The organism is Streptomyces sp. NPDC005263, assembly GCF_042872365.1.
Taxonomy (GTDB): domain Bacteria; phylum Actinomycetota; class Actinomycetes; order Streptomycetales; family Streptomycetaceae; genus Streptomyces.
Genome location: NZ_JBIAKJ010000007.1, coordinates 460893 through 487172, shown reverse-complemented (window position 1 = coordinate 487172; position 26280 = coordinate 460893). Strand labels below are relative to the sequence as shown.

Genomic DNA, 26280 nt, shown 5'->3' with positions numbered 1-26280 from the left:
GGGTCAGGGACGCATTCGACCAAGCCGGCGGGCGGGACGTACCGCATGAGACGTCCGGACCGCCGCCCGACCCGCCATGCCGTCGGCTGCCTTCCCCCTCCCCCCTCCCCCCGGAACGGGTCCTGTCAGGCCTCCGGGAGCGCGCCCTCGGTGGAGGCGCCGGAGGCGATGCCGTACGCCGGGGCGGGCACCGACGTGGGCTCCAGGAGCGTGGAACGGCGGCCGTCCACGCTGACCGGGACGTCGCCGTCGATGGTCACGCGGCGCAGCACTCGGGTGTGGTCGCCGGAATCGTCGACACCGTAGTGCTGGGTGGCCCGGTTGTCCCAGAGGGCGACGTCGCCGACGCGCCACTGCCAGCGGACGGTGTTCTCCGGGCGCTCGATGTGCGACTGGAGCACAGCGATGATCGCGCGCGAGTCGGCGCCGCGCAGACCGACCAGTTTGTTGACGAAGTTACCCAGGAGCAGGGTGCGTTCGCCGGTCTCGGGGTGAACGCGTACCACCGGGTGCTCGGTGCGGAACCTGGTGGAATGGAACACCTCGAAGAACTGCTTGATTTCGGGGAAGTCCGACTCGGGGCGCACGGTCGCGTAGTCGTAGACGTTGGTGTGCTCGGCGCGCAGATTCTCGGCCAGCAGCTTGAGCGGGGCGGGGAGTTGGGCGTACGCGGCGGCCGTGTTGGCCCACAGGGTGTTGCCTCCGTAGGGCGTGACGACCTCGGCGCGCAGGATGGAGAAGGCGGGGTAGGCGGGCACGAAGGTGACATCGGTGTGCCACTGGTTGGCGCGGCCGCCGTGGTCGTTGTCGACGGCGAAGGTGTACCTGCCGTCGACGGCGGGAACGGTCGGGTGGGCGACGGGCTCGCCGAGCAGGCGGCCGAACGCCTCGTGGCTGTCGGCGTCGAGGTGTTGCTGGTCGCGGAAGAAGACGACCTTGTGTTCGAGCACGGCGGCGCGGATCGCGGCCACGGTCGCCGCGTCCAGACCGCCGCCCAGGCGGACGCCGGAGATCACCGCGCCGATGCGGCCGCCGACCTTCTCGACGGTGACGGTACCGGGGGTCGCTGCGGGTGCGTTGGAGGTCACGGGAAAGATCCCTTCGCCAGGTCGGTTGGTTGCTGTCCGAGTGGGATGAAATCCGCTATCCGAGGGTCCGGCGCAGATGCGGCTCCACCAGGTGGGGCGCGAGCATGAAGCCGTAGTGTCCGAGGTCCGACTCCATGATCTCGACCTGGGCTCCCCGGATGCCCGCCGCCAGCTCGCGCTGCGTCTCGGGGGGATAGGCGCGGTCGGTGGAGAAGCCGACGACGTGGGTGGGGGCGGTGATCCGGGCGAGCGCGTCGTCGATGCTTCCCCTGCCGCGGGCCACGGTGGCGCGCAGGGCCGTCTCGGAGAGGACCAGGTTGCAGTTCGCGTCGAAGCGCTCCCAGACCTTGTCGCCCTGGGCCAGCACGTATGCGCGGAACTCCTCGTGGCAGCCGTCCGAGTCGTGGTACCACGACTGTCCGCCGAACCGGTCCTGCCAATAGCTCTCCGTGCCGTAGCGGATGTGCGCGAAGCTGCGGGCGAGGGAGACGCCGGTACGGGGGCCGCAGCCCTCGGGCAGGTGGTAGAAGTCGCCTCCGTGGAAGTGCGGATCCCGCCGGATCAGCTCCAGTTCCACCTGGGTGTGGCCGGCCTGTTCGATCCGGGTGGCCGCGGCCACGGCGATGAGAAGGAGCCGGCCCACGCGGTCGGGGCGGGAGACGGCCCATTCCAGGGCCCGCGCTCCGCCTATGGACATGCCGATGACGGCGTGCCAGCGCTCGATGCCCAGCGCGTCGGCCAGTGCGGCCTCGGCGTTGACCTGGTCCGCGACATCGAGCGCGGGGAAGCGTGAGGCCCAGGGGTCTCCCTTCGGGTCGAGGCTCGTGGGCCCGGTGCTTCCGTCGCAGCCGCCGAGGTTGTTGGCGACGACCACGTGGAAACGGTCGGTGTCGATCGCCTTGCCGGGGCCCACCAGGCTGTCCCACCAGCCCTCCGCCTGGTGCCCCGGCCCGGCGGGTCCCGCCGCGTGGCTGGTCATGCTCAGCGGCGGCAGGATCAGCACCGCGTTGCTCCGGTCGGAGTCGAGGGTTCCCCAGGCCTCGTACGACATGGTCACCGGCCCCAGCGACCGGCCGGAGACCAGCGTGAGCGGCGCGTCGGCCGAGTGGGTGGTGACGAACCGCCGGTTTCCCGGGGGGTCGCCGGGCTGCCATGCTCCGGTGTTGTTCAGGCGCACGCGGGTTCCCTCCGTGGCTGGGCCTGGGGGGTGTCCCCCTGGGGTCTGCGGGGTCAGTGGTCGGCGTAGAGACTGCGCAGCAGCTTCTTGTCGAACTTGTTGGTGGCCGTCTTCGCGATCTCGGGGACGAACTCGAAGCGGTCCGGCACCCACCACTTGGGCAGCCGGCCACGCAGGAAGGACCGCAGCTCGTCGGCTGCCGCCGTGGCGCCGGACCGCGCCACCACGACGGCCAGCGGCCGTTCCTGCCACCGGGCGTCCGGCACGGCGACGACGGCGGCCTCCAGGACGGCGGGGTGGTCCATGAGCGCGGACTCGACCGCTATGGAACTGATCCACTCACCGCCCGACTTGATCAGGTCCTTGCTGCGGTCGGTGATGCGGACGTAGCCGTCCGGATCGATGGTCGCGATGTCGCCGCTGCGCAGCCAGCCGTCGTGGAACTTCTCGGCGTTGGCGTCGGCGTCGGCGTTCTCGTAGCTCGTCGCCCCCCACAGCGATCTGACTTCGAGTTCGCCCTGGGTCACCCCGTCGTGCGGCAGCAGCCGGTCCTCGTCGTCGACCAGCCGCAACTCGACACCCGGTACGGCCAGGCCCTGCGTGTGGTGCAGTTCCAGCTGCTTCTCGGGAGGCAGGGAGTCGAGGCCGCTGCGGACGTTCGTCAGGGCGACCGTCGCCATGTTCTCCGTCATGCCGAGCCCCTGCTGCATGGTCACGCCTCGGTCGGCGTACCGGTGCACCAGGCCCTGCGGAATCGCCGAGCCTCCGCAGACGATGCGTTCCAGGGAGGCGAACGCCTCTTTCGGGGGGTCCATCTCGTCCAGGGCGAGCCAGAAGGTGGGCACGCCGGCCGACAGGGTGACCTGCTCCCGCTCCAGGGTCTCCGCGATGGCCTCGGGTTCCAGGTGCGGCCCGGTGAACACCAGGCCCGCTCCCGCCAGGGCCGCCGCGTAGGGCAGCCCCCAGGCGGTGGCGTGGAACAGCGGCGTCAGCGGGAAGATGACGTCGCGTTCACGGACCGCGAAGGCGTCCGCCGCGCACATCCCGAGGGAGTGCAGGACGAGCGACCGGTGGGAGTGGGCGACGGCTTTGGGGTTGCCGGTGGTGCCGCCCGTGTAGCACAGACAGGCGGTGCGGTTCTCCGCCACGTCGCGCGGCTCGACCTCAGCGGCCTCGGCCAGCAGTTGCTCGTAGGAGAGCGCGTCGGCGAACGCGGGGTGCACCTCGCCCCCGTCGGGGATGACGATGAACTCGCGCACCGACCGCAGCCGGGGCAGCAGCCGTGCCAACTGCCCGGTGAGGGAGGCGTCGACCACCATCACCCGGGCGTTCGCGTGGGCGACGACCCATTCGATCTGGTCGTCGGAGAACCGGACGTTGACCGGCACCAGGACGGCGCCCGCCATCGGGACACCGAAGAACCACTCCAGGTGCCGGGTGCTGTTCCAGGCGAAGGTCGTCACCGCGGAGCCCTGGACGACACCGAGTCGTCGCAGGGCGTCGGTCAGCCGGCGGACGCGTTCCTGAAGGGCCGCCCAGGACGTTCCGCGGGGCTTGCCGGCGAGGTCGACCTCGCGGACCTCCTTGGTGGGTGCCACGGTGGCCGCCCGCCGCAGCAGCATGCCCACCGAGAGCCCGATTCCGCCCTGCCGGGTCATGATGCAAGCTGGACGAGGGTCATGCCGTCGTGGACGGTGAGCAGCGCGGCGCGCACCCGGGGGTCCGCGACGACGTGCTTGTTGAACCTGACCACGTCGTGCGCCCAGTTGGCGAACATGCGCTCCACCCATTCCTCGCCGGTGACGGCCTCGTCGGCGGGCGGCAGGGAGCGCGGGTCGAGGACTTCACCGCCCCACATCGTGTTGTCGACGACCAGCAGACCGCGAGGCCGCAGCAGGCCGCGATCGAGGATGGTCTCGAAGTACGAGATGTAGTTCGGCTTGTCCGCGTCCAGGAAGATGAGGTCGAAGTCGCCTTCGACGGTCTGGAGAACGGACAGGGCCTCCTCCAGCACGGGCTTGATCTTGTACCCGTGCGGACTGCGTTCGAAGGCCCGCGTGGCCACGTCCTGGGCCCGCTTGTCCGCGACGTAGGTGTCTACGGTGACGACCTCGCCGTCCTTCGGCAGGGCCTCGGCGAAGGCGATGGCGCCGTGGCCGGTGAAGGTGCCCACCTCCAGCACCCGGTTCATGCCGCCCGTGGTGATCAGCATCTGGAGGAAGGACGTCTGGATGTGCGCGGTCGATATGTCCGCCCACTCGGGGGTGGCCCTCGCGGTTTCCTCGGCGATGTTCCGCAGCTCGGGCGAGACGGGGGTGGAGAGTCGCTCCGCGTACTCGCGGATCCCGTCCCGGAAGATCGTGGGCTTCTTGAAGACGGCGTCGGACCTGTGTTCCATGGCTTCTTCTCTCGACGTGTGAGGGAGTGTGGGCACGTGGGTCGGCACAGAGTGCGGCGAGTGGGGGCACCTCCCACGCCGGCCTAGGACGTGGAAGTCGCGTGCATGGTGACGTAGTTGGTCCCGATCCAGTCCCCGAAGGTCGCGCTCTCGCCGTCGAGGGTGTCGACTTCGAGGCCGTAGCTACGGGCCTTGGGGACCGAGAAGCTGAAGTCGGTGGAGGGGCGCAGGAAGAAGACGCTCGACGTGCGGGCGCTGCCCTCGCGCAGGCCGGCTTCCGGGGACCTGACATGGTGCCGGGGTGCGGGGACCGCGCCCTGGGTGACCAGGGGGGCGATGGCGCCGCACAGCACGACCACGGCGTTCGGGATGTGCGGCAGGTCCACCAGTTCGCCGTCGATCTCGGCCTGGAGGCTGACGAACCCGTTGGCGCACGGCGTCTGGTGGATCAGGGTGATGATGGACAGGTCGTAGTGCGGGGCCATGCGCCGCGGTTCGTGCTCGGCGGCGCGGTGCTCGGGCACCTCGGGGAAGTACCGCAGCCGCAGCACGGGGTCGCAGTCCAGCAGGGTGTCGATGTCCCTGCCGTCCGAGCCGTCGTACGTGCCGGTGGCCTCCAGGACCGCCTGGGCGGTCTCCCGGGCGGCGGTGTAGAGGCCGACGAAGTAGTCGGTCCAGATCTCCTCGAAGCGCTGCGAGGGGAAGAGGTTGTCGGCGACCCCCATCGAGTACGACATCGAGTAGTCCGTGTAGGTGCCCGTTCTGGTCACCTGGGCCGTGCTCTCAGCCTCCAGCGCGGAGTAACCACGGCGCATGGTCGGGTTCTTCGTCGTCACGGCCTTCTTCTCCGAAGGCGTGCCGTGCGCGAAGAAGTCCGTGGCCGCGTCGGTGGCGAGCTTGTGGTCCTGCTCCGGCACTCCGCAGTCGGTGAGGTAGAAGACCCCCGCCTCGGTCACACACCTGCGGAACTCTTCCTGGTCAACGCCCTTCTTCAGCGAGGTGAGGCTGAAGATGGGCACTCGGGGCACCGCCGTGTCCGTCATGGTGGCCCGCTCCTTCCCGGATCAGTCGTAGAAAAGTACGGCGCGCGTTTCCAGAGACGTTCGCAAATGTCCGGTGTCGGGTCCTTCCTCGTCGTAGAACGCGGTGTGCGGGCACAGGCCGGCCACGTCGGCCAGCCCGGGTCGGTCCGCTCCGTCCGCCGCGAGCGCCAGACTGCGGCTCGCGCTGTCGTAGCACTTGAAGAGGAGGACCTCGTCGGGTGCGAGCGACCGCCAGTAGTGCCAGCGGTGACGGGAGTTGTGTTTCACGGAGTAGCTCTCGCGGTCCTTGAGCCACTCCGGGAACTCCAGCCGGGTCGCCACCAGGTCGGCACCGGGGTCCAGCGACCGGTAGTCGCACAGGGCGAGGGGGTAGTTGCGGACGGGCCGCAGCAGGGGTCGCCAGGTGTTGATGATCTGGAACCTGCCGAAGCGGCGTCGCTCCGGGCCGTGCAGGGCGGCCCGGACCCGGGCGCTGTTCGGGCTCTGGTCGACGTGGACCCGCTGGTGGGGCGCCTGGTGGGGCGTCGCGCCGGAGGGGTTGGCGTCCTGGTGTCTGAGGGTGGCGTCGAAGAACTCCACCGCGTCGGCCCCGGTGACGGACGTCAGCAGCTCAGCGGTCTCCTGCCGGTACCGTTCCAGGGCCGTTTCGGAGTTCTCCGCCAGGGCGCGCTGGTCGGCCCGGGTGGGGACCGCGGCCTTCTCGAACCCCATGGTGTCGAGGGTGGGCCGCACGGAGCTGTCGCGCAGGTCCGTGACGGTCGCCTCGTGCGGGACCATACGGAAGTTGAGGATCACCTCGGGCGGACGGGACAGGGCGTCGACGCACCAGTCGCCGTCCGGGGGGCCGGAGGCCAGCGGTGCGGCATAGTGCAGGACGGTCGATACGGCTGACACGGCGGCCGGCTAGCCCTTCGCCGCCGAGCGGCGGAAGACGCCCCGGTCCAGCTGCGGGCTGGCGTTGGCGTACACCATGTCCATGGTCAGCACATCGCGGAAGGACGCCAGGTACTGCTCCAGCAGGGCCGGGCTGTAACGGTGCCAGTAGGGGATCATGTCCTCGATGACGAAGTAGTCGCCCTCGTGCAGCAGATGGTCGACCGCCCACCGCATGACGTTGAACGTGTCCGCGTGCGCGTCGTCGACGAGCAGCAGCGGATGGGCGACGTCGCCGAGGAGCTTCTCCAGCGTCCCGAGGTCGGTGCAGTCGGCTTCGTGCAGAGCGATGTCCGACATCTCGGTGGAGGGGATCTGGCAGCGGGAGAGATCCCTGTCGACCCCGATGACCTGGCAGTCGGCGCCCATGAGCCGGGTCAGGTCGCGGAACCAGACCAGGGAACCGCCGCTGTACACCCCCAGTTCGACGATGGTGCGGGGGCGGAACTCCCACAGCAGGTCGTGGAAGGCCGCCTGGGCCTCCGGGTCCTTGAGCAGCCGCAGACCACGCCACTGATAGCGGGAGAAGTCCGGGTAGCCCAGGTCGCGCGGTGCTTCGGCCCACCGGTCAAGGGGCCAGTCACGCGGCCGGTCCGTCAGCACCGGAGGACGGTATACCGGGTCGTCGCCCAGCCCTCGGAATGCGTTCAGATCCAGGAAGTTCTCGCGAGAGTAGTCGTTCAATGAGTTCTCCCCTGAGTTTGCGCCGCATTTCGGCCCTGCAACGCTAACCGGCACTACTCTTGACCTTCTCTCTAGACTCTCTCCGGGGGCTCTCCTGAATAACGCACAAAAGTGATCCGGCGGAAAATTCACATAGCGAAACCGCGCTCCGCGACGAGAGCTTCACCGCAGGTGAGAGCCCATGTCCGGCCCGATGTGCAGGTACTGACCCACCCCGTATCACCCGCCGGATTCGGACTGCATGCTGTTTCCTGTGCGATAAACATCCGTCAGCGGGGTAGTGTCTCGCCCGCACGGGAAAATTCCATTGCGCAGAAGGGAAGGATCACCCTTGGACGTGATAGGCCCCGGATATGGCCGTACCGGTACGTTATCGATGCAGGCGGCACTTCAGAGGCTCGGGTTCGATCCCTGTCACCACATGAGCGAACTGATTGTGAATCTTCGGCAGATGCCGCTGTGGCAGGAGGCACTCGCCACCGACCCGGTGGACGTACGGCCGGTGTTCGAGGGATACCGGGCCACGGTGGACTTCCCCGGCTGTGTCTTCTGGCGCGAGCTGACGGACGCGTGGCCCAAGGCGAAGGTCGTGCTGACCGTGCGGGACCCGCACCGCTGGTACGCGAGCGCCCAGAAGACCATCTTCTCCCGGCACATGCAGCAGCCGGGGGACCCCGACCCGGACGCCGCCGAGTTCGGCCGTTTCATGACCGAGGAACTGCGTCCTCGCATCCTCGACGTGGGCGGCGACCGGCCGTTGAACGAGATGGACGAGCATGAGGCCGTCGAGGCCTTCAACCGGCACATCGCCGAGGTGAAGGCCACCGTGCCGGCTGATCGGCTCCTGGTCTTCCAGGTGAGCGAGGGGTGGGGCCCGCTCTGCGACTTCCTGGAAGTGCCGGTCCCCGACGAGGAGTTCCCGCACGTCAACGAGGCGGGCAGCTTCCATGAGCGCAACCGGGGGCTCTTCGAGAAGCGACGTCGGTCACTCGCCGCGATGCGGTCCGGGTCGGCCGAGAGCTGAGCCGGCCCCCTCGGGCGCACGGGCGCACCACGGCCCCAGGACCCACCGGGTCCTGGGGCCGTGGTGCGGAGTCGGTCCTCAGGTCTGGCCGTTCTTGGCGATGAGGGCGTGGAAGCCCTGTTGGAGGTAGTCGCCGTACATGACCGGCGGGTTCAGCTCCTTGCCGGTGTCCTCGGGGCTGAACGGCTCCATCACGGCGCTGTGCCCGGCGTGCAGGAAGAACGGCAGGGACAGTCGCTCCGCGTTGATGAACTTCACCCGGTGGTTCGGCGCCGGGAAGTAGTCGTTGGTGAGGTACCCCATGTAGGTGCCGCAGTTCACCAGGAAGTCGTCCCCGGACGTGGGCAGGTCCTGCCAGCCGTCCACCGTCTCGACCTGGAGGTTCTGCACCTCGGTCTGGAAGAGCACGGTGATCATCGACACGTCCAGGTGGTCCTCGAAGCTGAGCTTCGTGCCGTCCGGCCCCGTCTTGACCGGCGGATAGTCCTCCAGGTGGGGGTAGCGGATCAGCGACACGGCGGACAGCGTGTCGGCCTCCGAGAGCGGGCCGTCGAAGAAGTCCTCGGGCTTGCCCAGGGCCAGCGCGAACCCCCGCATCAGCGCCTTGGAGAGCCGGAACATGTCCCGGTAGTACTGCTCGCAGAACGGCCGGAACCGCTCGTGCCGCTTCTCGTCCGGCCAGATGTTCACCTCGTGCATCGGCGCCCCGGACCTGATCATCGGGTGGTCCTCGGTGAACGACGGGTTCAGATAGCACCAGGACTCCACGGCCTTCTTGCCCTCGACGGCCATGTAATAGCCGTTGCGGACATGCGGGTTGTCCTTGTTGTACGCGTTGATCGCCAGGGCGTGCTTCTCCTCGGCGGTCATGGTCCGGTGGAACTCGTTGACCACGTCCTGGAGCAGCCGGACGTCGATGCCGTGGTGGGAGGCGTAGAAGAAACCGGAGCCCCGGCACGCCTTGTTGATCTCCTGCGCGACGCGCGTCCTCGCGTCCGGATCGCCGCCGAGGAGCGGCGAGATGTCGATCGTCGGCACGTGCGCCGACGGCATCAGGATGGGCATGGAATCCTCCACTGGCTTGGCACCAGGCGCTGGTGCCTGGACATGAGGTGCGGATGCGTTCCGGACGGTCCCGCGGTGCGCGCGTTCATCCGGCGTCCCGCAGCGACGCCGAGATCCGCTCGCACATGTCGGCGACCAGGCGCTCGTTCCGTACCCACGAGTGGTGGGTCTCGCCGCGCAGTGCGTGGACCTCGATCGACTCGGCCGGCAGGAGGGTGTCGAGAGCGTTGTACGGCGTCCGCCGGTAAAACTCGAAGAGCCGGTGCTGCTGGTCGTCGCGGACGATCTCGTTCGGTTCCTCCGCCTTGAACATCACCAGCCTGCCGAGCCGGTCGTCCAGGCGGTCGAGGTCCTCCCGGCTCGGCGTGTAGTGGTAGTTGATGGGGTCGAGGAGGTCCTCGACCCCGGCCAGGCCGATCTCGGCCGTCGCGTGCCGCATGTTGAAGTACGAGTCGATGACGAACAGGTTGTCGATCGTGTCTCCCGCGCGTGCCAGCTGCGCCGACACCTCCAGGGCCACGATCCCGCCGAAGCTCCAGCCGAGCAGGTGGTACGGCCCGGTCGGCTGCACCTTCCGCATGTGGTCGAGGTAGTAGCGGGCGACGGCCTCGAACGACTCCTTGGGCGTGTGCAGGTGCACGTTGTTGAACAGCACCAGCCGGTGTCCGGGCAGCCGCTGCGCGATATTGCTCAGGTAGCTCTCGGCCCCGCCCTCGCCGGGCGGGAAGACGAACAGGGTGTGCGCCGCGTGCTCCTCGTCGACGAGGATGTACGGCTCGAAGTCGTCCTCGGTGACCGCCTGCCGGCCCGGCTGCGCGAGGCCGGTCCCGGAGCGGGCCACGTCCGCCGTGTGGGCGGCGAGCCGCTCGAGCCAGGAGCGCAGTTCGCTGGTGAACCGCCGGGTGGTGTCCTCGTCCAGCCGGCTGTCGACCACGGTGACCAGACGGTCGCCCGCACACCGCATGGTCACGTCGACGCCGAACTGGTCCGCTCCCCGGTTGCCGTCGGCGATGTGGCTGCCCGACATGGCCGAGTCGAGCTGCCAGCCCGCCTGCCGCTGTGGCCCCTGCCCCGCCCCGTCGGCGAACCGGCCGAGGTAGTTGAAGCTGACCGGGGCGAGCGGTGCGCGCTCGCCGCCGTACCGGCCGAAGAGGGCGCCGTAGCCGATGCCGTGGTGCGGCACCCGCCGGCAGGCCTGCCTGGTGCCGATCACACTGCGCCCCAGATCCTCGGGGTCGCTCTGAAGGGCCAGCGGGTACATGGTGGTGAACCAGCCGACCGTGTCACGGACGTCGGGCGCCCCGGCGAAGCGTTCGCGGCCGTGGCCCTCGACCGTGACGTGGTTGGTGGCCCGGCCGGTGATCGCCCGGAGGGCCAGTCCGGTCGCGGTCAGCAGCAGCTCGTGCAGGGTGGTGTCGTACGCCCAGTGGCTCTCGGTGAGCAGGGTGTGGGTCTCCGACGGGCTCAGCGCGAATTCCTCGCGGAGTGTGGCCGCGCCCGGAGCGGCCGACAACTCGCCGCGCGCCGCGGCCAGTCCGCCCTGGACGTCCTGCCACAGCCGGCGCTCGTCCTCCTCGGGGGTGTAGCCGCGCAGCGCCTCACCCCACTGCCGGTAGCTGCTCGTCTTCTTCTCCAGCTCACCGCCGTGGTACAGGATCTGGAGGTCCTGGGCGAGGATGTGCCAGCTGACGGAGTCGACGATCAGGTGGTGCAGGGCGAACCAGACGCGTGCGGTGCCGTCCTCGAACCCGCTCAGGTAGGCGGCGCACGCGGTCGGGCCCTGCTCCAGGTCGAAGTCGCTCTGCCATCGGGCGAGGTGCCCGCGGATCTCCTCGGGGCGCAGTCCGCTCACGTCGAGTTCGTGCAGGACGACGTCCGGGGCGTCCTCGGCGTAGGACTGGGTGACCTTGTCCGTGTCGTCGCCGGAGCCGCCGAAGCCGCCGTAGCGCAGCCGGAACGCGTCGTGGTGGTCGACCAGCCGGGCCAGGGACTCGCGCAGCCTCGCCACCTCCAGCGGTGGCGTCCGGACGGCGAAGTTGTGGTTCCAGTGCTCGCGGTGGGCGAGCGGTTTGGCGAGGAACCACTCCTGCACCGGCAGCAGCGGGCAGTTGCCGCGCAGCGGTCCCTGCTCCGGCTCCTCGTGCTCCTCGTCCGTGCCGTCCCCGTCGTCCGCCCTGGACAGGACGTTGTCGACGAGTTGCCTGACGGTCGGGAAGTCGAAGACGTCCTTGACGCCGATCCGGCGGCCGGTCTCCCGTTGCACCTGACTCGCCAGGTGCAGGGCGCTGATGCTGTCGCCACCCGAGCGGAAGAAGTCGTCGTCGATACCGACCGCGCCTCCCGGCAGCCCCGCGCTCCACAACTGGCACAGCCGGGCCTCGGTACGGCTGCGCGGGGCCGCGTAGACGGCTCGCCGTGCCGCGAAGTCCACCGCCGGCAGCGCCTTGGTGTCGAGCTTGCCGTTGACGGTCATCGGCAGCCGGTCCAGGCGTACCAGCGTCGACGGCACCATGCCCGGCATCAGCCTGGCCCGCAGTCCGGCGAAGATCTCGTCCTCGTCCACGGGCGTGTCGCGGTCGGCCACGTAATAGCCGACCAGCCTCCGGCCGGCCGGTGAGCGCTCGTCCCCGGCCGCGACGACGGCGCACTCCCGCACGTGCGGGCAGCCGGCGAGGACGGCCTCCACCTCGCCGAGTTCGATGCGCAGGCCGTTGATCTTGACCTGGGCGTCGTTGCGTCCGACGTACCGGATCTCGCCGTCGTGGCCGCGGCGCACCAGGTCGCCGGTGCGGTACAGCACCCCGTGGCGGCCGTCGCGGCACTCGTCCTCGGTCCGGAACGGGTTCGGCAGGAACCGCTCACCGGTCAGCTCAGGCTGGTTGAGATAGCCGTCCGTGACGCACTCGCCGGCCACGTACAGCTCACCCACCGCGCCCGGCGGCAGCAGCCGCAGGTGCTCGCCGAGCACGTACAGCCGACTGTTGCCGAGCGGCTGCCCGAGGGCGTTCGCGTAGGGGGCGCCGGGCTCGAAGCGCCGGACGGTGTTGTAGACGGCGGTCTCGGTGGTGCCGTAGGCGTTCATGAGGAGGCCGGAGAACTCGCCGCGGATCTTGTCGAAGTGGCGCTCGTGGAACGCCTCACCGGCGACCAGCACACACCGCAGGTGCGTCAGACGCGAGAGGTCGAACTGGGTGATCTGCGTCGGCGTGCCGCTCAGGTACGTCAGCCCCGCTCGGTTCGCGTGGTCGTAGAAGGCGTCGTCCTCGGCCGGCGAGGACGAGGGCACGAGCAGGGTGTGACCGCCGAGGACGGACAGCGCCAGCTGTTCGACGGAGAAGTCGAACACGTAGTTGGCGAGGAACAGCACGCCTTCGCGCGTGCCGCCGGTGTCCTGGAAGTGGTGTTCAAAGAGCTGCTCACGGAAGCTGTGCACGGCGCGGTGCGGCACCAGGACGGCCTTGGGCCGGCCGGTCGTGCCGGAGGTGTAGATGGCGTACGCCAGGTCGTCGGCCGAGACCTCGGTGACCGGGTTCTCGGTGCAGCGGTAGCCCATCGGCAGCCGGTCGGCCTCCACCAGCTCCGCCTGTGCCGCGGCGGACAGGGTGCGCAGCCGGTCCGCGTGGGTGTGCTGGGTCACCAGGAGCCGCGCCCCCGTGTCCTGGAGCATGAACTCGATCCGGTCGTCGGGGTAGCCCGGGTCGATCGGCACGTACGCCGCCCCGGCCTTCCACACCGCCAGGATCGCGGTGACCATCACATCGCTCTTGTCCAGCACCAGGGCGACCAGGTCGTTCGGCCGCACCTGCACGACGCACCGCAGGTAGTGCGCCAACTGGTTGGCCCGCTCGTTGAGCTGCCGGTACGTCAACCGCGTGTCGCCGTGCACCAGCGCGATCCGGTCCGGGAAGGCGGCGGCCGTCTCCTCGAAGACGGCGTGCAGCGTCCGGGCGGGTCGGTCGGCGATGAGTGCCGGACCGGCGTCGGCCAGCAGCTCCGTCCGGGCCTCGTCGTCCACGCCGGTGACCTCCACCAGCCGGGCCCGCTCGCCCGCCGCGGCGAGCCGGGTGAACTCGCGCAGGACATGCTGGAAGGTGGCGATGAATCCCTCGGCGCTGGCGTCCTCGAACAGGGACGCGGCGTAGGTCAGGTTGCCCGCCAGCCCTCCGCCCGGGGTCTCGGTGAGGGTGGCCGACAGGTCGAACTTGGTGGCCGTCCAGCCGCCGGTGTCCGGTTTGTGGTCGATCAGCACCGGGTCCTGGGCGGCCACCGACGGGGCGTCGGCGCGGTCCGTGACGTTCTGCAGGGTGAAGTTGACCTGCAGAACGGGGTGGCGGCTCGGGTCCTTCTCCACGTCGAGTTCCTTGACGAGCTGCTCGAACGGCAGCTCGCCGTGCACCTGCGCCGCGACCACGTGCTCACCGACCGAGCGGACGTACTCCACCAGCGTGGCCTGCTCGTCGATCCGGACCCGCAGTGCGAGCAGGTTCGCGAAGAAGCCGACCGTGCGGTCGAACTCCGGGCGCCCGCGGTTGGCGGAGGGGGTGCCCACCACGATGTCGTGCCGGCCGGTGTGCAGGGTCAGCATCAGGCACCAGGCGCCGAGCAGCACGCTGTACAGACTCACCCGCGCCGACCGGGCCAGCGCCCGCAGCGCCTGAACGGTCTCGTCGTCCAGCCCGAACTCGATCTCCCGGCCGCGGTAGTCGAATCGGGCGGGGCGCGGGCGGTCCAGGGGCAGGGGGACCGCCTCGAACCCGGCCAGCGCGTCCGTCCAGAACGCGGTCAGTTCCGCCAGCCGCCGGCCGGTCAGGTACTGCCGCTGCCACACGGCGAAGTCGGCGTAGTCGCCGCGGACCGTGCCGAGGTCCGCCGCGGGCACCCCGCGCAGCAGGGCCGCCAGCTCCTGACGGAAGACGTTCCACGACCAGCCGTCGAAGCAGGTGTGGTGGAGCACGAGGCTCAGGTACAGGCTGTCGCGTTCCGTTTCGAGTACGAACAGGTCGGCCCGCACGGGCAGTTCCTCGTGCAGACGGAACACGTGGCCCTCGCACCGCACGAGCCGCTCGTCGAGCTCGGCGGTCTTCTCGACCGTGTGCGTGTCCGGGTGGAACAGAGCCAACGCCTCCTCCGCCGGCAGCGTGTGCTGCCGGCGGACCCCGTCCTGGTCCGTCCTGAGCAGGGTGCGCAGCGCGGGATGGCGCCGCAGCAGGGTGCGCAGGGCCTGGACCACCGTCTCCCCCGACACCCCGCCGTGCGTCGGGATCCGCAGCGCGAACGGGATGTTGTAGGCGGCGGTACCGCCCTCGAACTCGTCGATGAACAGCAGGCGTTCCTGAGCGAGCGACACCGGCGGGCGGCCGGCCCCCGCCGCGGCGCGCCCGGCCGTCCGCTCGGGGTGCGCGTCGTCCGGCTGCGCGGCCGTCTCCCTGATGTGCCGTGCCTGGGCGCCGAGGGACGTGTGCTGGAGCACGGTCTGGACGCCGAGGCCACGGCCGAAGCCGGTCGTGATGGCCTGCGCCAGCGCCATGGCACGGATGCTGTCGCCGCCGAGCGAGAAGAAGTCGTCGTGCACCCCGATGCGGTCCGGGGCGACGCCGAGCACCGTGGCCCAGATGCCGCACAGCTTGACCTCGACGTCGTCGACGGGGGCGACGTACTCGGTGCCGTCGCCCGCCGCGAAGTCCGTCTCGGGCAGCCGCCGCGTGTCCAGCTTGCCGCTGGGGGTCACCGGGATGTCGGTGATCCGCAGGATGCGCGCGGGCACGATGGCCTCGGGCAGTTTCCCGCGCATCCACTCCCGCAGGTCCTGCTCGTCGTGCTCGCGGTCGCTGATGTAGAACGCGACCAGGTACTTCTGCGCCGCCGTGACCCCGGCGCCCTGATGTTCACGGGCGATCACCAGGGACCTGGTCACGCCGGGGTGGTCCGTGAGGACCGCCTCGACCTCGCCGAGTTCGACGCGCTGGCCGCGGATCTTGACCTGGAGGTCGGTGCGGCCCAGGCACTCCAGCTCGCCGTTGGGCAGCCACCGCACCAGATCGCCCGTCCGGTACAGACGCGCGTTGCGCCCCGACGCCCGCTCCTCGGGCGTCTGGAACGGGTTGTCGACGAACCGTTCCGCGGTCAGCTCGCCACGGTTGAGGTAGCCGCGGGTGACACCGACGTCGCCGATGTACAACTCGCCCATGCCGCCGACCGGCACCCGCTTCATCGACTTGTTGAGCACGTACGCCGTGGTGTTCGCCACCGGGTGGCCGATGCTCTTGGTCGCGCGCCGCTCGTCCACCGCGGGGTACGGGCGTTTGTGGCTGGTGATCGAGATCTCCGTCGGGCCGTACCCGTTGATGACGGTGCCCGAGAAGGTCCCGCGGATCTTGTTGAACACCGGCTCGGTGAAGTCCTCGCCGATCGCGTCGATGCGGGTCAGGGACGTCGTCGTCGAGTAGTCGTACAGCGACAGCACCGACGGGGTCCCGGAGAGGTAGGTGACCTTCTCGTCGTTGATGTACCGGTACAGGCGCTCGGCGTCCGTACGCATCGTGTCGTCGAGCACCACCAGTTTCTGCCCGTTGAGCAGCGCGTCGGTCATCTGCTCGACGAAGTGGTCGAAGACGTAGTTGGAGAACGACAGCAGCGCCTCGTCGCCCTCGCTCTTGTCCAGCGAGAACAGCTTCGCCAGGGAGACCTGGAGGTTGACGACGCCGCGGTGCTCGACCAGGACGGCCTTGGGGTTGCCGGTGGTGCCCGAGGTGTAGATGGCGTAGGCCAGGTCGGTGCTGGTGACCTCGGTGACCGGGTTCTCCGACGACCGGTACCCCATCGGCAGGTGGTCGACCTCCACCACCGGCAGCCCCACCGCGGCCGGCAGCCCGCGCAGCCGCTCACCGTGGGCCCGGTTGGTCACCACCAGCCCCGCCCGGGTGTCCTGGAGCATGAACGCGATCCGGTCGTCGGGATAGCCCGGGTCGATCGGCACATAGGCCGCCCCCGTCTTCCACACCGCGAGGATCGCGATGATCATCAGCTCGCTCTTGTCCACCACCAGGCCGACCAGGTCGTTCGGCCGCAGCTGGACGACCGACCGCAGGTAGTGCGCCAACTGGTTGGCCCGCTCGTTGAGCTGCCGGTACGTCAGCCTCGTGTCGCGGTAGACCACGGCGATCTCGTCCGGCCAGGCCGCCGCCTGCTCCTCGAACACACCGTGCAGGGTCTTGTCCGCCGGGAACTCGGCCGCGGTGCGGTTCCAGTCGTCGAAACGCTCGATCATCGCCGGCGACACGAGCTGAAGACCGTCGACGGGCTGGGTGACGTCCCGCGCCACCTGGGCGAACAGGACGCGGGTGACCTCGAGCAGGGTGTCGATCGTGGTGTCGTCGAAGAGTTCACCCGCGTACCACAGGGTGACCGTCAGCTCGTCGCCCTCCTCACGCGCCACGACGGCCAGGGGGTAGTCGACCTTGTCGGCGTCGTACGCCTTCTCGAAGCGGAGGAGCTCGTCGTGCTCCTCGGCCTCCTCCAGGAGCCGCGGGTAGTTCTCCAGCACCAGCAGCGTGTCGAACAGCCGGCGCTTCATCCCGCCGGTCTGCAGCCTGCCCAGCTCGACCGTGCTCCTGCCGTTCATCGTGTTCACGACGGACTGGATGGCGCCGATGGCCTCGCCCACGCTCCGCCCGGCCTGCTCGTCGTGGTCGACCACCAGGGGCAGGGTGTTGATGTACAGGCCCACCGAGTTCTCGATGGCGTCGACGTGCAGGTTGCGTCCGGAGACGATCGTCCCCACCACCGTGGTGTTCCCGCCGCCGATCGCGTACAGCACCTTGTGCCACACGAACTGCAGCACCGAGTGCAGGGTGACGGAGTTGCCGGCACACATCGACTTCAGCTCGGCGGTCAGGTCCGCGCCGAGACCGAGCTTCTTCGTCCGGTGCTCGTGCACATGGTCGTAGTCACTCAGGTCGACCTGGTAGCGGAGCTCCTCCTTGAGCAGTCCGTCGAAGTCACCGCGTTCGTCGATGCGCTCGATCTGCTGGAGCCAGTGGTCGACGTGGTCGTCACGGTGCTCCTCCCAGTACCGCTGGGCCGCCACGTAGGAGTGGTCCACGTCCGGCTCGATCTCGGCGCCGCGCAGCAGGCCCAGGTACACGCGGTGCACCTCGTCGTGCAGGACCGGCAGGCTCCAGCCGTCCAGGACGAGGTGGTGGCAGCTGAAGACCAGCGAGTACAGGTCCTCGCGCTGCCTGATCAGGTAGACCCGGAACATCCGGCCCTCGGCCGGCTCGTACGGCTCCATCCGGTCCTGTTCCTGCACCTCCCTGATCCGGGCGTCCTGTTCGGCGGGGTCCGCGACGTCGGTCAGGTCGACGAACCGCCAGTCCAGGGGCCGGTCGTCGGGGTCGATGATCTGGAGGGGCTCCTCGGCCCACTCGAAGCGCAGCCGCAGCGCGGGGTACTTGTGCTGCGCGTGCTGCCAGGCCCGCTGCATCAGGTCGGGGCGGATCGGACATCGGTAGCGGTGCACCGACTGCATGACGTAGGCGTCGTCGCCGTTCCTGCGCTTGAGGGCGTGGTACAGCAGGCCCTGCTGGAGGCCGTTCGCGCGCAGCCGGACCGGCTCGCCCTCGGCCACGGACGCTTCCTGGGCCGCGCCCAGTCCGGGCTCGGGCCGTCTGTCCCGCTGTTGGTCCAGATGGGCCGCGAGCTCGGCCAGGGTCCTCAGGGTGAACACGTCCTCGACGCCGACGAAGACCCCCAGCCGCTGCCGCACGCGTGCGATGAGCAGGATGCAGGAGATGCTCTGACCCCCGAGCCGGAAGAAGTCGTCCTGGTCCGCGATCCGGGCCGCCGGCACCGCGAGGACCTCGCCCCAGATCTCGCGCAGCTCCTCCAGGACACCGCCCGCCCCGCCGCGCGGGCGGCCGGCTCCGGCGGCGGACGCGGGCGAGGCACCCGCGTGGGCGAGGTCCACGGCGGGCAGGGCACGCCAGTCCACCTTGCCGTTGACGTTGACCGGGATGCCGTCGAGCCGGACCATCCGGGCCGGGACCATGATCCGGATGAGCCGCTGCTCGAGGAAGGACAGCAGCTCCTCCTCGGTCACCTCAACCGACGGCTCGGTCGTGTAGTACCCGACGAGATGACGGTCCCCGGCCCCGCGCGACCCCTCGCGGGCCACCACGGTGCACTTGCGGACGCCCGGGTACTCGGTCGCCTGCGCCTCGATCTCGCCCGGCTCCACGCGGACGCCGTTCAGCTTGAGCTGGAAGTCGCTGCGGCCCAGGAACTCGACCTCACCCGACGGCAGGAACCGTGCCAGGTCACCGGTCCGGTAGAGGCGGGCGTTGCGGCCCAGCAGCTTCTCCCGCTCCGACTGGTACGGGTTGGGCGTGAACCGCTCGGCGGTCAGGTCGTCGCGGTTGAGATAGCCCGGAGCGATACCGCGGCCGCCGATGTACAGCTCGCCGATGGCGCCGATCGGCAGTTGCTTCAGGTTCTGGCTCAGCACGTACCACTTCACGTTGCGCAACGGCCGGCCGATGCTGCGGTCCGGCCGGTCGGTCACGCCCGGCGCGAACTCCTTGACGGCGGTGACGAACGCCGCCTCGGTGAAGGCGTACTCGTTGATGACGAGTCCGGGGAACCTCTCGCGGAGCTGACGCAGCCCGGCCGCCGTCAGCTCCTCACCGACCAGCAGCAGCTTCTTCAAGCTCGTACAACGACTCAGGTCGAAGTGCTGCAGCACCGATCCGGTGGCGTTGAGATACGTCACCCCGTGCCGCTCGATGTACGCGGGGAACCGGTCCGGGTCCAGCCTGATCTCCTCCGGGACGATCACCAGCGTCTGGGAGTTGACGAGCGCGATCAGGGTCTGCCTCAGGTGCGGTTCGAAGACGTACGAGGCGAAGAGCGCGACCCGCTCCTCATGGGGCCGGCGCATCTCATAGCGCTCGGACAGGTCCGTGATGCTGTTCACGACGCTGTCGTGGTACTTGGGGACGCCCTTGGGGACGCCCGTGGTGCCCGAGGTGTACGTGACGTAGGCGAGATCGCCGCTGCCCAGGGACAGCCGGGGGCTCTCCCGCAGCGCGCGCCCGGCCAGGTCCTGCTGTGCGAGCACCGTCTCGATCTCGATGACGCGCACCTCGGCGTGTTCGGCGCCGAGGATCTCCCTGAGCCGTGCCGCGTGGTGCCGGTTGGTGACGACGCCCTTCAGCCCGGTGTCACCGACGATGAAACGGATCCGTTCCGACGGGTACGCGGGGTCGATCGGCACATACGCCGCACCGGCCTTCCACAGCCCCAGGGTGGCCACCACACCCAGGTCGCTCTTGTCGAGGTACATCCCGACCAGTTGCTGCGGCCGCACCCCCATCCCGGGCCCGAGCAGCCAGTGGGCGAGCTGGTTGGACCGCTCGTCGACCTCGCGATAGGTCAGCCCGGTGTCGCCGAAGACCACGGCCTCGCGGTCCGGTGACCGGCGCACGGCGTCCTCGAACAGGTCGTTGAGCCGCCTGCCCTCCGGGAAGTCGCCGTCGGTGGCGTTCCACTCGTGCAGTTGCCGGCGCTGTGCCTTGGACACCAGTTCCAGGTCGGCGACGCGCTGGGCGGGACGGCCGAGGAACTGGCCGAGCACCTCACGGACGACGTCGAGCACACCGGCGATGGTCCTGTCCTCGAACAGCTCGTCCGCGCAGACCATGGTCCACTGAAGGTGTCCGTCCGCCTCGACGTCCCGGACCACCACCAGGAGCGGGGAGGGCGGCAGGTCGGCCAGGGCCACGTCGTGGTCGGCGAGCACCAGCAGCGCGTCGAAGTGACCGCGCCCCAGCACCTCGTCCCCGGTGACGTAGGCGTCCTCACGGCGCACGGCCTCGCCGAGTTCCCGCACCGCCTCACGGCAGGTGAGCCGGGCCTGCTCGATGTGGTCGACGATGACCGGAAGGACCCGTGGCCGCCGTACGCCGTCGCCTCCCGTGGCGTCGACCAGTGCCGCCACCGTCCGGTTCCCATGACCGTAGGCGCGCATGACGCCGTGCAGCGCGGCCAGCGCGAACGCGGCGACGGACACCCCGCTGTCCTCGCGCAGCGCCTTCTTCAGGGCGGTGTAGTCCTGCCCGCCGACGCGCAGGTCCTGGCGCCTCGTCGCACGTACGGTGGGGTCGTCGTCCCGCACCGCGATCTTGTTGCGCCACTCGTCCTTGAGGAGCATCTCCAGATCGCAACGCTCGCTCGATACTGCTGCAATGCGGGCAGACCAGTCCGCGGCAGTCGTCGGGTACGGTGCTGACTTCATACGTAGGCTCTCCGTCGTACAGGATCCGTGCGACGCACGGCGGTGGCCGGGGCCGCCACAGGGCCGCGAGGGTCAGAGAACGTGTCGGGCCGGAAGGGGTCCCGCGGGCGGACGCGCGTGCCGGGGCCGGCGGCGCGGGCTCGATCCGAGGACACCCCCTACGCCCCGTGCATCAGGGGGCGGGCGTCCGGAGGCTGCCTGCCAGTGCCTCGAGAGCCCGGTCGATCTCGCTCTCGCTGATCGTCAGCGGCGGGCGGAAGCGGAGGCTGCGCTCGCCGCACGGCAGAGCGATGACGTGGTGCTCGCGGTACATCCTGCGCAGGACCTCGTCACGCCGGCGACCGTCCGGCAGGGTGACCGCGCACATCAGACCCCGGCCGCGGGCGTTGTCCACCATGTCCGGGTACTCGGTGGCCAGGGCTTCGAGGCCGTCGCGGAGGTACTTGCCCCGCTGCACGACGGCGTCGAGGAGCTGGGTGCGCTCCATCGTCTCCAGGATCCGGGTGGCCCGGACCATGTCGGCGAGGTTGCCGCCCCAGGTCGAGCTGATCCGGGACGAGACCGCGAAGACGTTGTCCGTGACCTCGTCGACGCGTCCACCGCCCATCACGCCGCACACCTGGGTCTTCTTGCCGAACGCCACCAGGTCGGGCTGGAGGCCCAGTTGCTGGTACGCCCAGGGGGTGCCGGTGATGCCGCCGCCGCTCTGGACCTCGTCGAGCACGAACAGGGCGTCGTGCTCGTGGCAGAGCCGCTGCATCGCCTGGAGGAAACCGGCGCTGAGATGGTTGTCCCCGCCCTCGCCCTGGATGGGTTCGACGACGAAGCAGGCGATCATCGAGTCCGCGGCGCGGAAGGCGGCCTCGGCGGCGCGCAGGGCCCGCTGTTCGGCGTCCTGGTTGGAGCGGGCGTGTGCGGTGGGCGGATGCCGCAGCGCGGGGGACGGGATCCGGGGCCAGTCGAACTTGGGGAAACGGGCTGTCTTCGCCGGGTCGGTGTTCGTCAGCGACATGGTGTAGCCGCTGCGCCCGTGGAACGACCGCTCCAGATGCAGCACCTGGAGGCGGTTCACGGCGTCCTCGTCGAGACCGAGCCGCTGCGCCTTCCAGTCGAAGGCGGCCTTCAGCGCGTTCTCGACGGCCAGCGCCCCACCGTCCACGAAGAACAGGTGCGGCAGCAGCGGGTCACCGAGCACCCGGGCGAACGTGTCGACGAACCTCGCGTACGGGACCGTGTAGAGGTCCGGGTTGGACGGCTTGTTGACGGCCGCCGCGGCTAGTTCCCGCATGAACGCCGGGTCGTCGGTAATGCACGACGGATTGATACCGAGCGGCGCCGAGGCGAAGAAGGAAAAAAGGTCGAGATAACGGTCGCCCGTGACAGCGTCGACCAACTCGGTACCCTGACTCGCGGACAGGTCGAGAACGAAGTCGTAGCCGTCCACGAGCACATGACGCTGCAACGCACGGTGCACGTCCCGAGCGTTCGGATTTTCCGTTTCCACGAAGCCTGATTCAGGACAACGTCCCTGTTCACACATGTGCGAAGACTCCTGTAAGGCAGGAAGACTGGCCGGAACTATCGAGCACCGAGCGTGCCGTGGCAGTGAACTGGATATTCTGGACCGCCCACGCTAACCGGCATCCCTCTTGAGCCCCTCTCTCAGCTCTCTCGCATATCTCTCCGCAAAACTTCGATGCATTCCCCGAAGAATTCTCTTTTCGCGGTCACGGCACAGCTGCTATTGTCCGACGCGTCGATCAAATTCCGGCGGTACCGATATTCTCCGAGTGCGCGGGAGATCACGACATGGCCTTTGCCGACTGGGCTGACGCCCGCGGCCGCATGCTGCTCGACCCCACCGTCGTCAACCTCAACACCGGCTCCGCCGGACCGCTGCCGCGCAGCACCTTCGAACGCGTCACCGACCTGCGCACCCGCCTCGCCGGCGCGCCGATGGACTTCCTGCTGCGTGAGCTCCCCCCGCTGCTGTGGCGGGCACGCGCACACCTGGCCGGCTTCCTGGGCGGGGAGCCGCACCGTCTGGCGCTCACCACCAACGTCACCGGGGCCGTCAACCTGGTGGCGTCGTCGCTGCGTCTGTCCGAGCCGGGCGAGATCCTGCTGACCGACCACGAGTACACGTCGATGCGCTGGTGCTGGGAGCGGATGGCCCAGCGGCAGGGCCTGACGATCCGGACGTTCCGGGTGCCGACGATGCCCGCCGATCCCGGTGAGATCGTCGACGCCGCCGTCGCCGCCATGGGCCCACGGACCCGGCTGCTGTCCTTCAGTCATGTGCTGGCGACGACCGGACTGGTCCTGCCCGCCCGGGAGTTGTGCGAACAGGCCCGCCGCCGCGGGATCGTCACCGTGGTCGACGGGGCGCACGCGCCCGCGTTCCTCGACCTGAACCTGGCCGACATCCCCTGCGACTTCTACGCGGGCAGCGGCCACAAGTGGCTCCTCGCCCCCACCGGCGTCGGGTTCCTGCACATCGGTCCGGGGCAGGAGGACAGCCTTGAGCCGGCGCAGGTGAGTTGGGCGTACCGGCCACCGGCGCTGAGCCCGCCGGACGAGCCCGACCAGTTCGGCAGCACCCCGCGCCTGCGCAGGCTGGAGTGCGAGGGCACCCGCGATCTCTGCCCCTGGCTCGCCGTACCGGAGTCGATCGACTTCCAGGCGCGGCTCGGGCACGACAGGATCCGCCTGCGCAGACGCGAACTGGCCGACCACGCCCGACAGCGCCTGACCGGCTGGCAGGGACTGGAGCCGGCCACGCCCGAGTCGCCGGACCTGTCGGGCGGCATGGTGGCGTTCCGCCTGCCCGCCACGACGAACGCGGACGAGCTGCGCCAAGGGCTCTGGCGGCGCTTCCGGATCGAGACGGCGGTGGCCGACCGGCCGGAGGGGCCGTTGCTGCGGATATCGGCGAACTTCTACACCACCGAAGTCGAGATCGAGTACTTGGCGGACGCCCTGAAGGAGCTCGCGGCCGGCTGAGCCGTGCGCGTGTTCCCTCCGCGTCATCGACCACCCGGGTTACGTAAGGAGAGTTGAGTGCTGATGGATACGACGGTCCCCACGTTCGGCCTGACCGACCTTCAGGCGGGACTCCACCAGGACGAGTTCCGCCGGTGCCTGGCGGAGAAGGGCGTCTTCTACCTGACCGACAGCGGCCTGTCGGAGAGCGACCTGGCGTCCTCCAAGGAGCTCGCCGTCGACTTCTTCGAGCACGGCACACCGGAGCAGAAGCGCGCCGTGACCGCCAAGGACCCCACCGTCCGGCGGGGGTTCACGGGACTGGAGTCCGAGAGCACCGCGAAGATCACCAACAGTGGCTCGTACACCGACTACTCGATGTGCTACTCCATGGGGACCTCGGGCAACCTCTTCCCCACGGCGGACTTCGAACGTGTCTGGACGGGCTACTTCGACCGCATGTACGACGCCTCCCGGGAGGTGGCGCGCCAGGTCCTGAAGACGACCGGTACCGAACCGGACGGCGGTGTCGAGTCCTTCGTCACCTGCGAACCGGTGCTGAGGTTCCGGTACTTCCCCGAGGTGCCCGAGCACCGCAGCGCCGAGGAGCAGCCCCTGCGGATGGCGCCGCACTACGACCTGTCGACGGTGACGCTGATCCAGCAGACACCGTGCCCCAACGGCTTCGTGAGCCTCCAGGTCGAGGTCGACGGCACCTTCGTGGACCTGCCGGCCAGGCCGGACCGGGTGCTCGTCTTCTGCGGAGCCGTCGCGACCCTCGCGACCGGCGGACAGGTGAAGGCCCCGCGGCACCATGTCGCGGCGCCGCGCCGGGACCAGATCGTGGGCAGCAGCCGTACCTCCAGCGTCTTCTTCCTGCGCCCCAACGCGGACTTCGCCTTCTCGGTCCCGATGGCCAAGCAGTGCGGATTCGACATCAGCCTGGACGGCGACACCGCGACCTTCCAGGACTGGATCGCGGGCAACTACGTCAACCTCCGTACGAAGAGCAAGGCGTAGGTGGCCATGAGCGCAACGCCCGTCAGCAGCACCCACGGCATACGCGTCACGGCTCAGGCCGCCCTGACGCGTTGCGGCGTCGAACTCGCCGCGTTCAAGGGGGACGCCCTCACCGCTCGTACGCCGGTCACCGGCGCCGGTCTGTTCGGCCTGCGCGCCGATGCCCCGGCGGACGTCGACCAGGCGGTCGACGCCGCGCGGCAGGCGTTCCTCGTCTGGCGGACCACTCCGGCACCGGTGCGGGGCGCGCTGGTCAAGCGGTTCGGTGAGCTGCTCACCGAGCACCGGCAGGATCTCGCCGACCTGGTCACCGTCGAGGCGGGCAAGATCCGCTCCGAGGCGCTCGGTGAAGTGCAGGAGATGATCGACATCTGCGACTTCGCGGTGGGTCTGTCCCGGCAGCTCTACGGCCGCACCATGCCCTCCGAGCGCCCCGGCCACCGGCTGATGGAGACCTGGCACCCGCTGGGCGTGGTCGGTGTGATCACCGCCTTCAACTTCCCGGTCGCGGTCTGGGCGTGGAACACCGCGGTGGCCTTGGTGTGCGGTGACACCGTGGTGTGGAAACCGTCCGAGCTGACTCCGCTCACGGCGCTGGCCTGCACCGCCCTCCTCGATCGCGCCGCCGCGGAGATGGGCGCCCCGGCACACCTGAACCAGGTCGTCCTCGGTGCGGCCGAGGTCGGCGAACGAGTCGTCGACGCGCCGGGCATACCGCTGATCAGCGCGACCGGCTCGACCCGGATGGGCCGCGCCGTCGGGGCCCGCGTCGCGGCCCGGTTCGGTCGCAGCCTCCTGGAGCTGGGCGGGAACAACGCCGCCGTGGTCACCCCGTCGGCGGACCTCGACCTCACCGTGGACGCCACCGTGTTCGCCGCCGCGGGCACGGCGGGCCAGCGCTGCACCACGCTGCGCCGGCTGATCGTGCACGAGGACGTCGCCGACGCCCTCGTCGAACGGCTCGCCCGGGCGTACGGCCGGCTGCCGGTCGGCGACCCGTTCCAGGACACCACCCTGGTCGGGCCCCTGGTGAACGAGAACGCCCACGCCAGGATGCGTGCAGCCGTCGACCGCGCCACCGCGGACGGCGGCACCCTGGTCGTCGGCGGTGAGCGGCAGCTCTCCGAAGCGGCCCCGGACGCCTACTACGTCCGGCCCGCCATCCTCCGGATGCCCGGCCAGACCGAGGTGGTGCGCGAGGAGACCTTCGCGCCGCTGCTGTACGTCCTGACGTACCGCGATCTCGACGAGGCGATCCGGCTGAACAACGAGGTGACGCAGGGGCTGTCGTCCGGGATCTTCACCAGTGACCAGCGCGAGGCGGAGCGGTATCTGGCCTCCGACGGCGCGGACTGCGGCATCGTCAACGTCAACATCGGCACGTCGGGCGCGGAGATCGGCGGCGCGTTCGGCGGCGAGAAGGAGACCGGCGGCGGACGCGAGTCCGGCTCCGACGCCTGGCGGGCGTACATGCGGCGGGCGACCAACACGGTGAACCACTCCGGGCGCCTGACGCTGGCCCAGCGTGTCGACTTCGCCCCGTAGCCGAGCCGGCTCGCGACGGTGGCTGCCCAGC

General features: G+C 69.7%; 14 protein-coding genes. 4 read left to right on the top strand and 10 right to left on the bottom strand.

Going from position 1 to position 26280, the window contains the following annotated elements; all coding sequences use genetic code 11:
* Positions 1–125 precede the first annotated feature (125 nt).
* From ACFYRY_RS30665 to ACFYRY_RS30635, 7 genes are all read right to left on the bottom strand, one after another.
* Positions 126–1088 carry a TauD/TfdA dioxygenase family protein gene (locus ACFYRY_RS30665; RefSeq protein WP_389152670.1) on the bottom strand — a complete coding sequence of 321 codons (963 nt, stop codon included), beginning with the start codon at positions 1086–1088 and terminating at the stop codon, positions 126–128.
* A gap of 55 nt (positions 1089–1143) precedes the next feature.
* Positions 1144–2265 (bottom strand): homoserine O-acetyltransferase, encoded by a 1122-nt coding sequence (locus tag ACFYRY_RS30660; protein WP_389152667.1) that lies wholly within the window; start codon positions 2263–2265, stop codon positions 1144–1146.
* A gap of 53 nt (positions 2266–2318) precedes the next feature.
* Complete coding sequence (locus tag ACFYRY_RS30655; protein ID WP_389152664.1) at positions 2319–3923, bottom strand: long-chain-fatty-acid--CoA ligase; 1605 nt, start codon at positions 3921–3923, stop codon at positions 2319–2321.
* Positions 3920–4663, bottom strand: coding sequence for an O-methyltransferase (locus tag ACFYRY_RS30650; protein WP_389152661.1), 744 nt, complete (start codon positions 4661–4663; stop codon positions 3920–3922). The genes ACFYRY_RS30655 and ACFYRY_RS30650 overlap by 4 nt, the downstream gene beginning before the upstream one ends.
* 83 nt (positions 4664–4746) lie before the next feature.
* Entirely contained in the window at positions 4747–5706 is a 960-nt protein-coding gene (locus ACFYRY_RS30645; RefSeq protein WP_389152658.1) for a 2OG-Fe(II) oxygenase family protein, read from the bottom strand.
* 21 nt (positions 5707–5727) lie between these two features.
* Complete coding sequence (locus ACFYRY_RS30640) at positions 5728–6600, bottom strand: CmcJ/NvfI family oxidoreductase (protein WP_389152655.1); 873 nt, start codon at positions 6598–6600, stop codon at positions 5728–5730.
* A 9-nt stretch (positions 6601–6609) separates the two neighbouring features.
* On the bottom strand, positions 6610–7323 hold the full coding sequence (locus ACFYRY_RS30635) for a CmcI family methyltransferase (protein WP_389152653.1): 714 nt from the start codon (positions 7321–7323) through the stop codon (positions 6610–6612).
* A 280-nt stretch (positions 7324–7603) separates the two neighbouring features.
* Between ACFYRY_RS30635 and ACFYRY_RS30630 the strand changes: the two genes are divergently transcribed.
* Positions 7604–8347: a sulfotransferase family protein gene (locus ACFYRY_RS30630; RefSeq protein ID WP_389152650.1), complete on the top strand. Its 744-nt coding sequence runs from the start codon at positions 7604–7606 to the stop codon at positions 8345–8347.
* A gap of 78 nt (positions 8348–8425) precedes the next feature.
* Here the strand turns inward: ACFYRY_RS30630 and ACFYRY_RS30625 are convergent, their stop codons facing one another.
* The 3 genes from ACFYRY_RS30625 to lat all read right to left on the bottom strand — a co-directional run bounded on the left by ACFYRY_RS30625 (position 8426) and on the right by lat (position 22242).
* Positions 8426–9412 (bottom strand): 2OG-Fe(II) oxygenase family protein, encoded by a 987-nt coding sequence (locus ACFYRY_RS30625; RefSeq protein ID WP_389152647.1) that lies wholly within the window; start codon positions 9410–9412, stop codon positions 8426–8428.
* Between the two features lie 85 nt (positions 9413–9497).
* Complete coding sequence (locus ACFYRY_RS30620; RefSeq protein WP_389152644.1) at positions 9498–20618, bottom strand: amino acid adenylation domain-containing protein; 11121 nt, start codon at positions 20616–20618, stop codon at positions 9498–9500.
* Positions 20619–20874: 256 nt separating this feature from the next.
* Complete coding sequence (lat, locus tag ACFYRY_RS30615) at positions 20875–22242, bottom strand: L-lysine 6-transaminase (protein WP_389152642.1); 1368 nt, start codon at positions 22240–22242, stop codon at positions 20875–20877.
* Positions 22243–22511: 269 nt separating this feature from the next.
* Here lat and ACFYRY_RS30610 point away from each other — a divergent pair, with 269 nt between their 5' ends.
* The 3 genes from ACFYRY_RS30610 (at position 22512) to ACFYRY_RS30600 (ending at position 26249) form a co-directional block, all read left to right on the top strand.
* Complete coding sequence (locus ACFYRY_RS30610; RefSeq protein WP_389152639.1) at positions 22512–23705, top strand: aminotransferase class V-fold PLP-dependent enzyme; 1194 nt, start codon at positions 22512–22514, stop codon at positions 23703–23705.
* Positions 23706–23768: 63 nt separating this feature from the next.
* The gene (locus tag ACFYRY_RS30605; RefSeq protein ID WP_389152636.1) at positions 23769–24704 is read left to right on the top strand and encodes a 2OG-Fe(II) oxygenase family protein; all 936 of its coding nucleotides are present in this window, start codon (positions 23769–23771) and stop codon (positions 24702–24704) included.
* A gap of 6 nt (positions 24705–24710) precedes the next feature.
* Positions 24711–26249 carry an aldehyde dehydrogenase family protein gene (locus ACFYRY_RS30600; protein WP_389152633.1) on the top strand — a complete coding sequence of 513 codons (1539 nt, stop codon included), beginning with the start codon at positions 24711–24713 and terminating at the stop codon, positions 26247–26249.
* Positions 26250–26280: the final 31 nt, after the last annotated feature.

Excerpts from the sequence above, each read along its gene's own strand:
- ACFYRY_RS30655 (WP_389152664.1), bottom strand. The coding sequence starts at position 3,923 with ATGACCCGGCAGGGCGGAATCGGGCTCTCGGTGGGCATGCTGCTGCGG.
- ACFYRY_RS30650 (WP_389152661.1), bottom strand. The coding sequence starts at position 4,663 with ATGGAACACAGGTCCGACGCCGTCTTCAAGAAGCCCACGATCTTCCGG.
- ACFYRY_RS30645 (WP_389152658.1), bottom strand. The coding sequence starts at position 5,706 with ATGACGGACACGGCGGTGCCCCGAGTGCCCATCTTCAGCCTCACCTCG.
- ACFYRY_RS30625 (WP_389152647.1), bottom strand. The coding sequence starts at position 9,412 with ATGCCCATCCTGATGCCGTCGGCGCACGTGCCGACGATCGACATCTCG.
- ACFYRY_RS30620 (WP_389152644.1), bottom strand. The coding sequence starts at position 20,618 with ATGCTCCTCAAGGACGAGTGGCGCAACAAGATCGCGGTGCGGGACGAC.
- lat (WP_389152642.1), bottom strand. The coding sequence starts at position 22,242 with ATGTGTGAACAGGGACGTTGTCCTGAATCAGGCTTCGTGGAAACGGAA.
- ACFYRY_RS30610 (WP_389152639.1), top strand. The coding sequence starts at position 22,512 with ATGGCCTTTGCCGACTGGGCTGACGCCCGCGGCCGCATGCTGCTCGAC.
- ACFYRY_RS30605 (WP_389152636.1), top strand. The coding sequence starts at position 23,769 with ATGGATACGACGGTCCCCACGTTCGGCCTGACCGACCTTCAGGCGGGA.
- ACFYRY_RS30600 (WP_389152633.1), top strand. The coding sequence starts at position 24,711 with ATGAGCGCAACGCCCGTCAGCAGCACCCACGGCATACGCGTCACGGCT.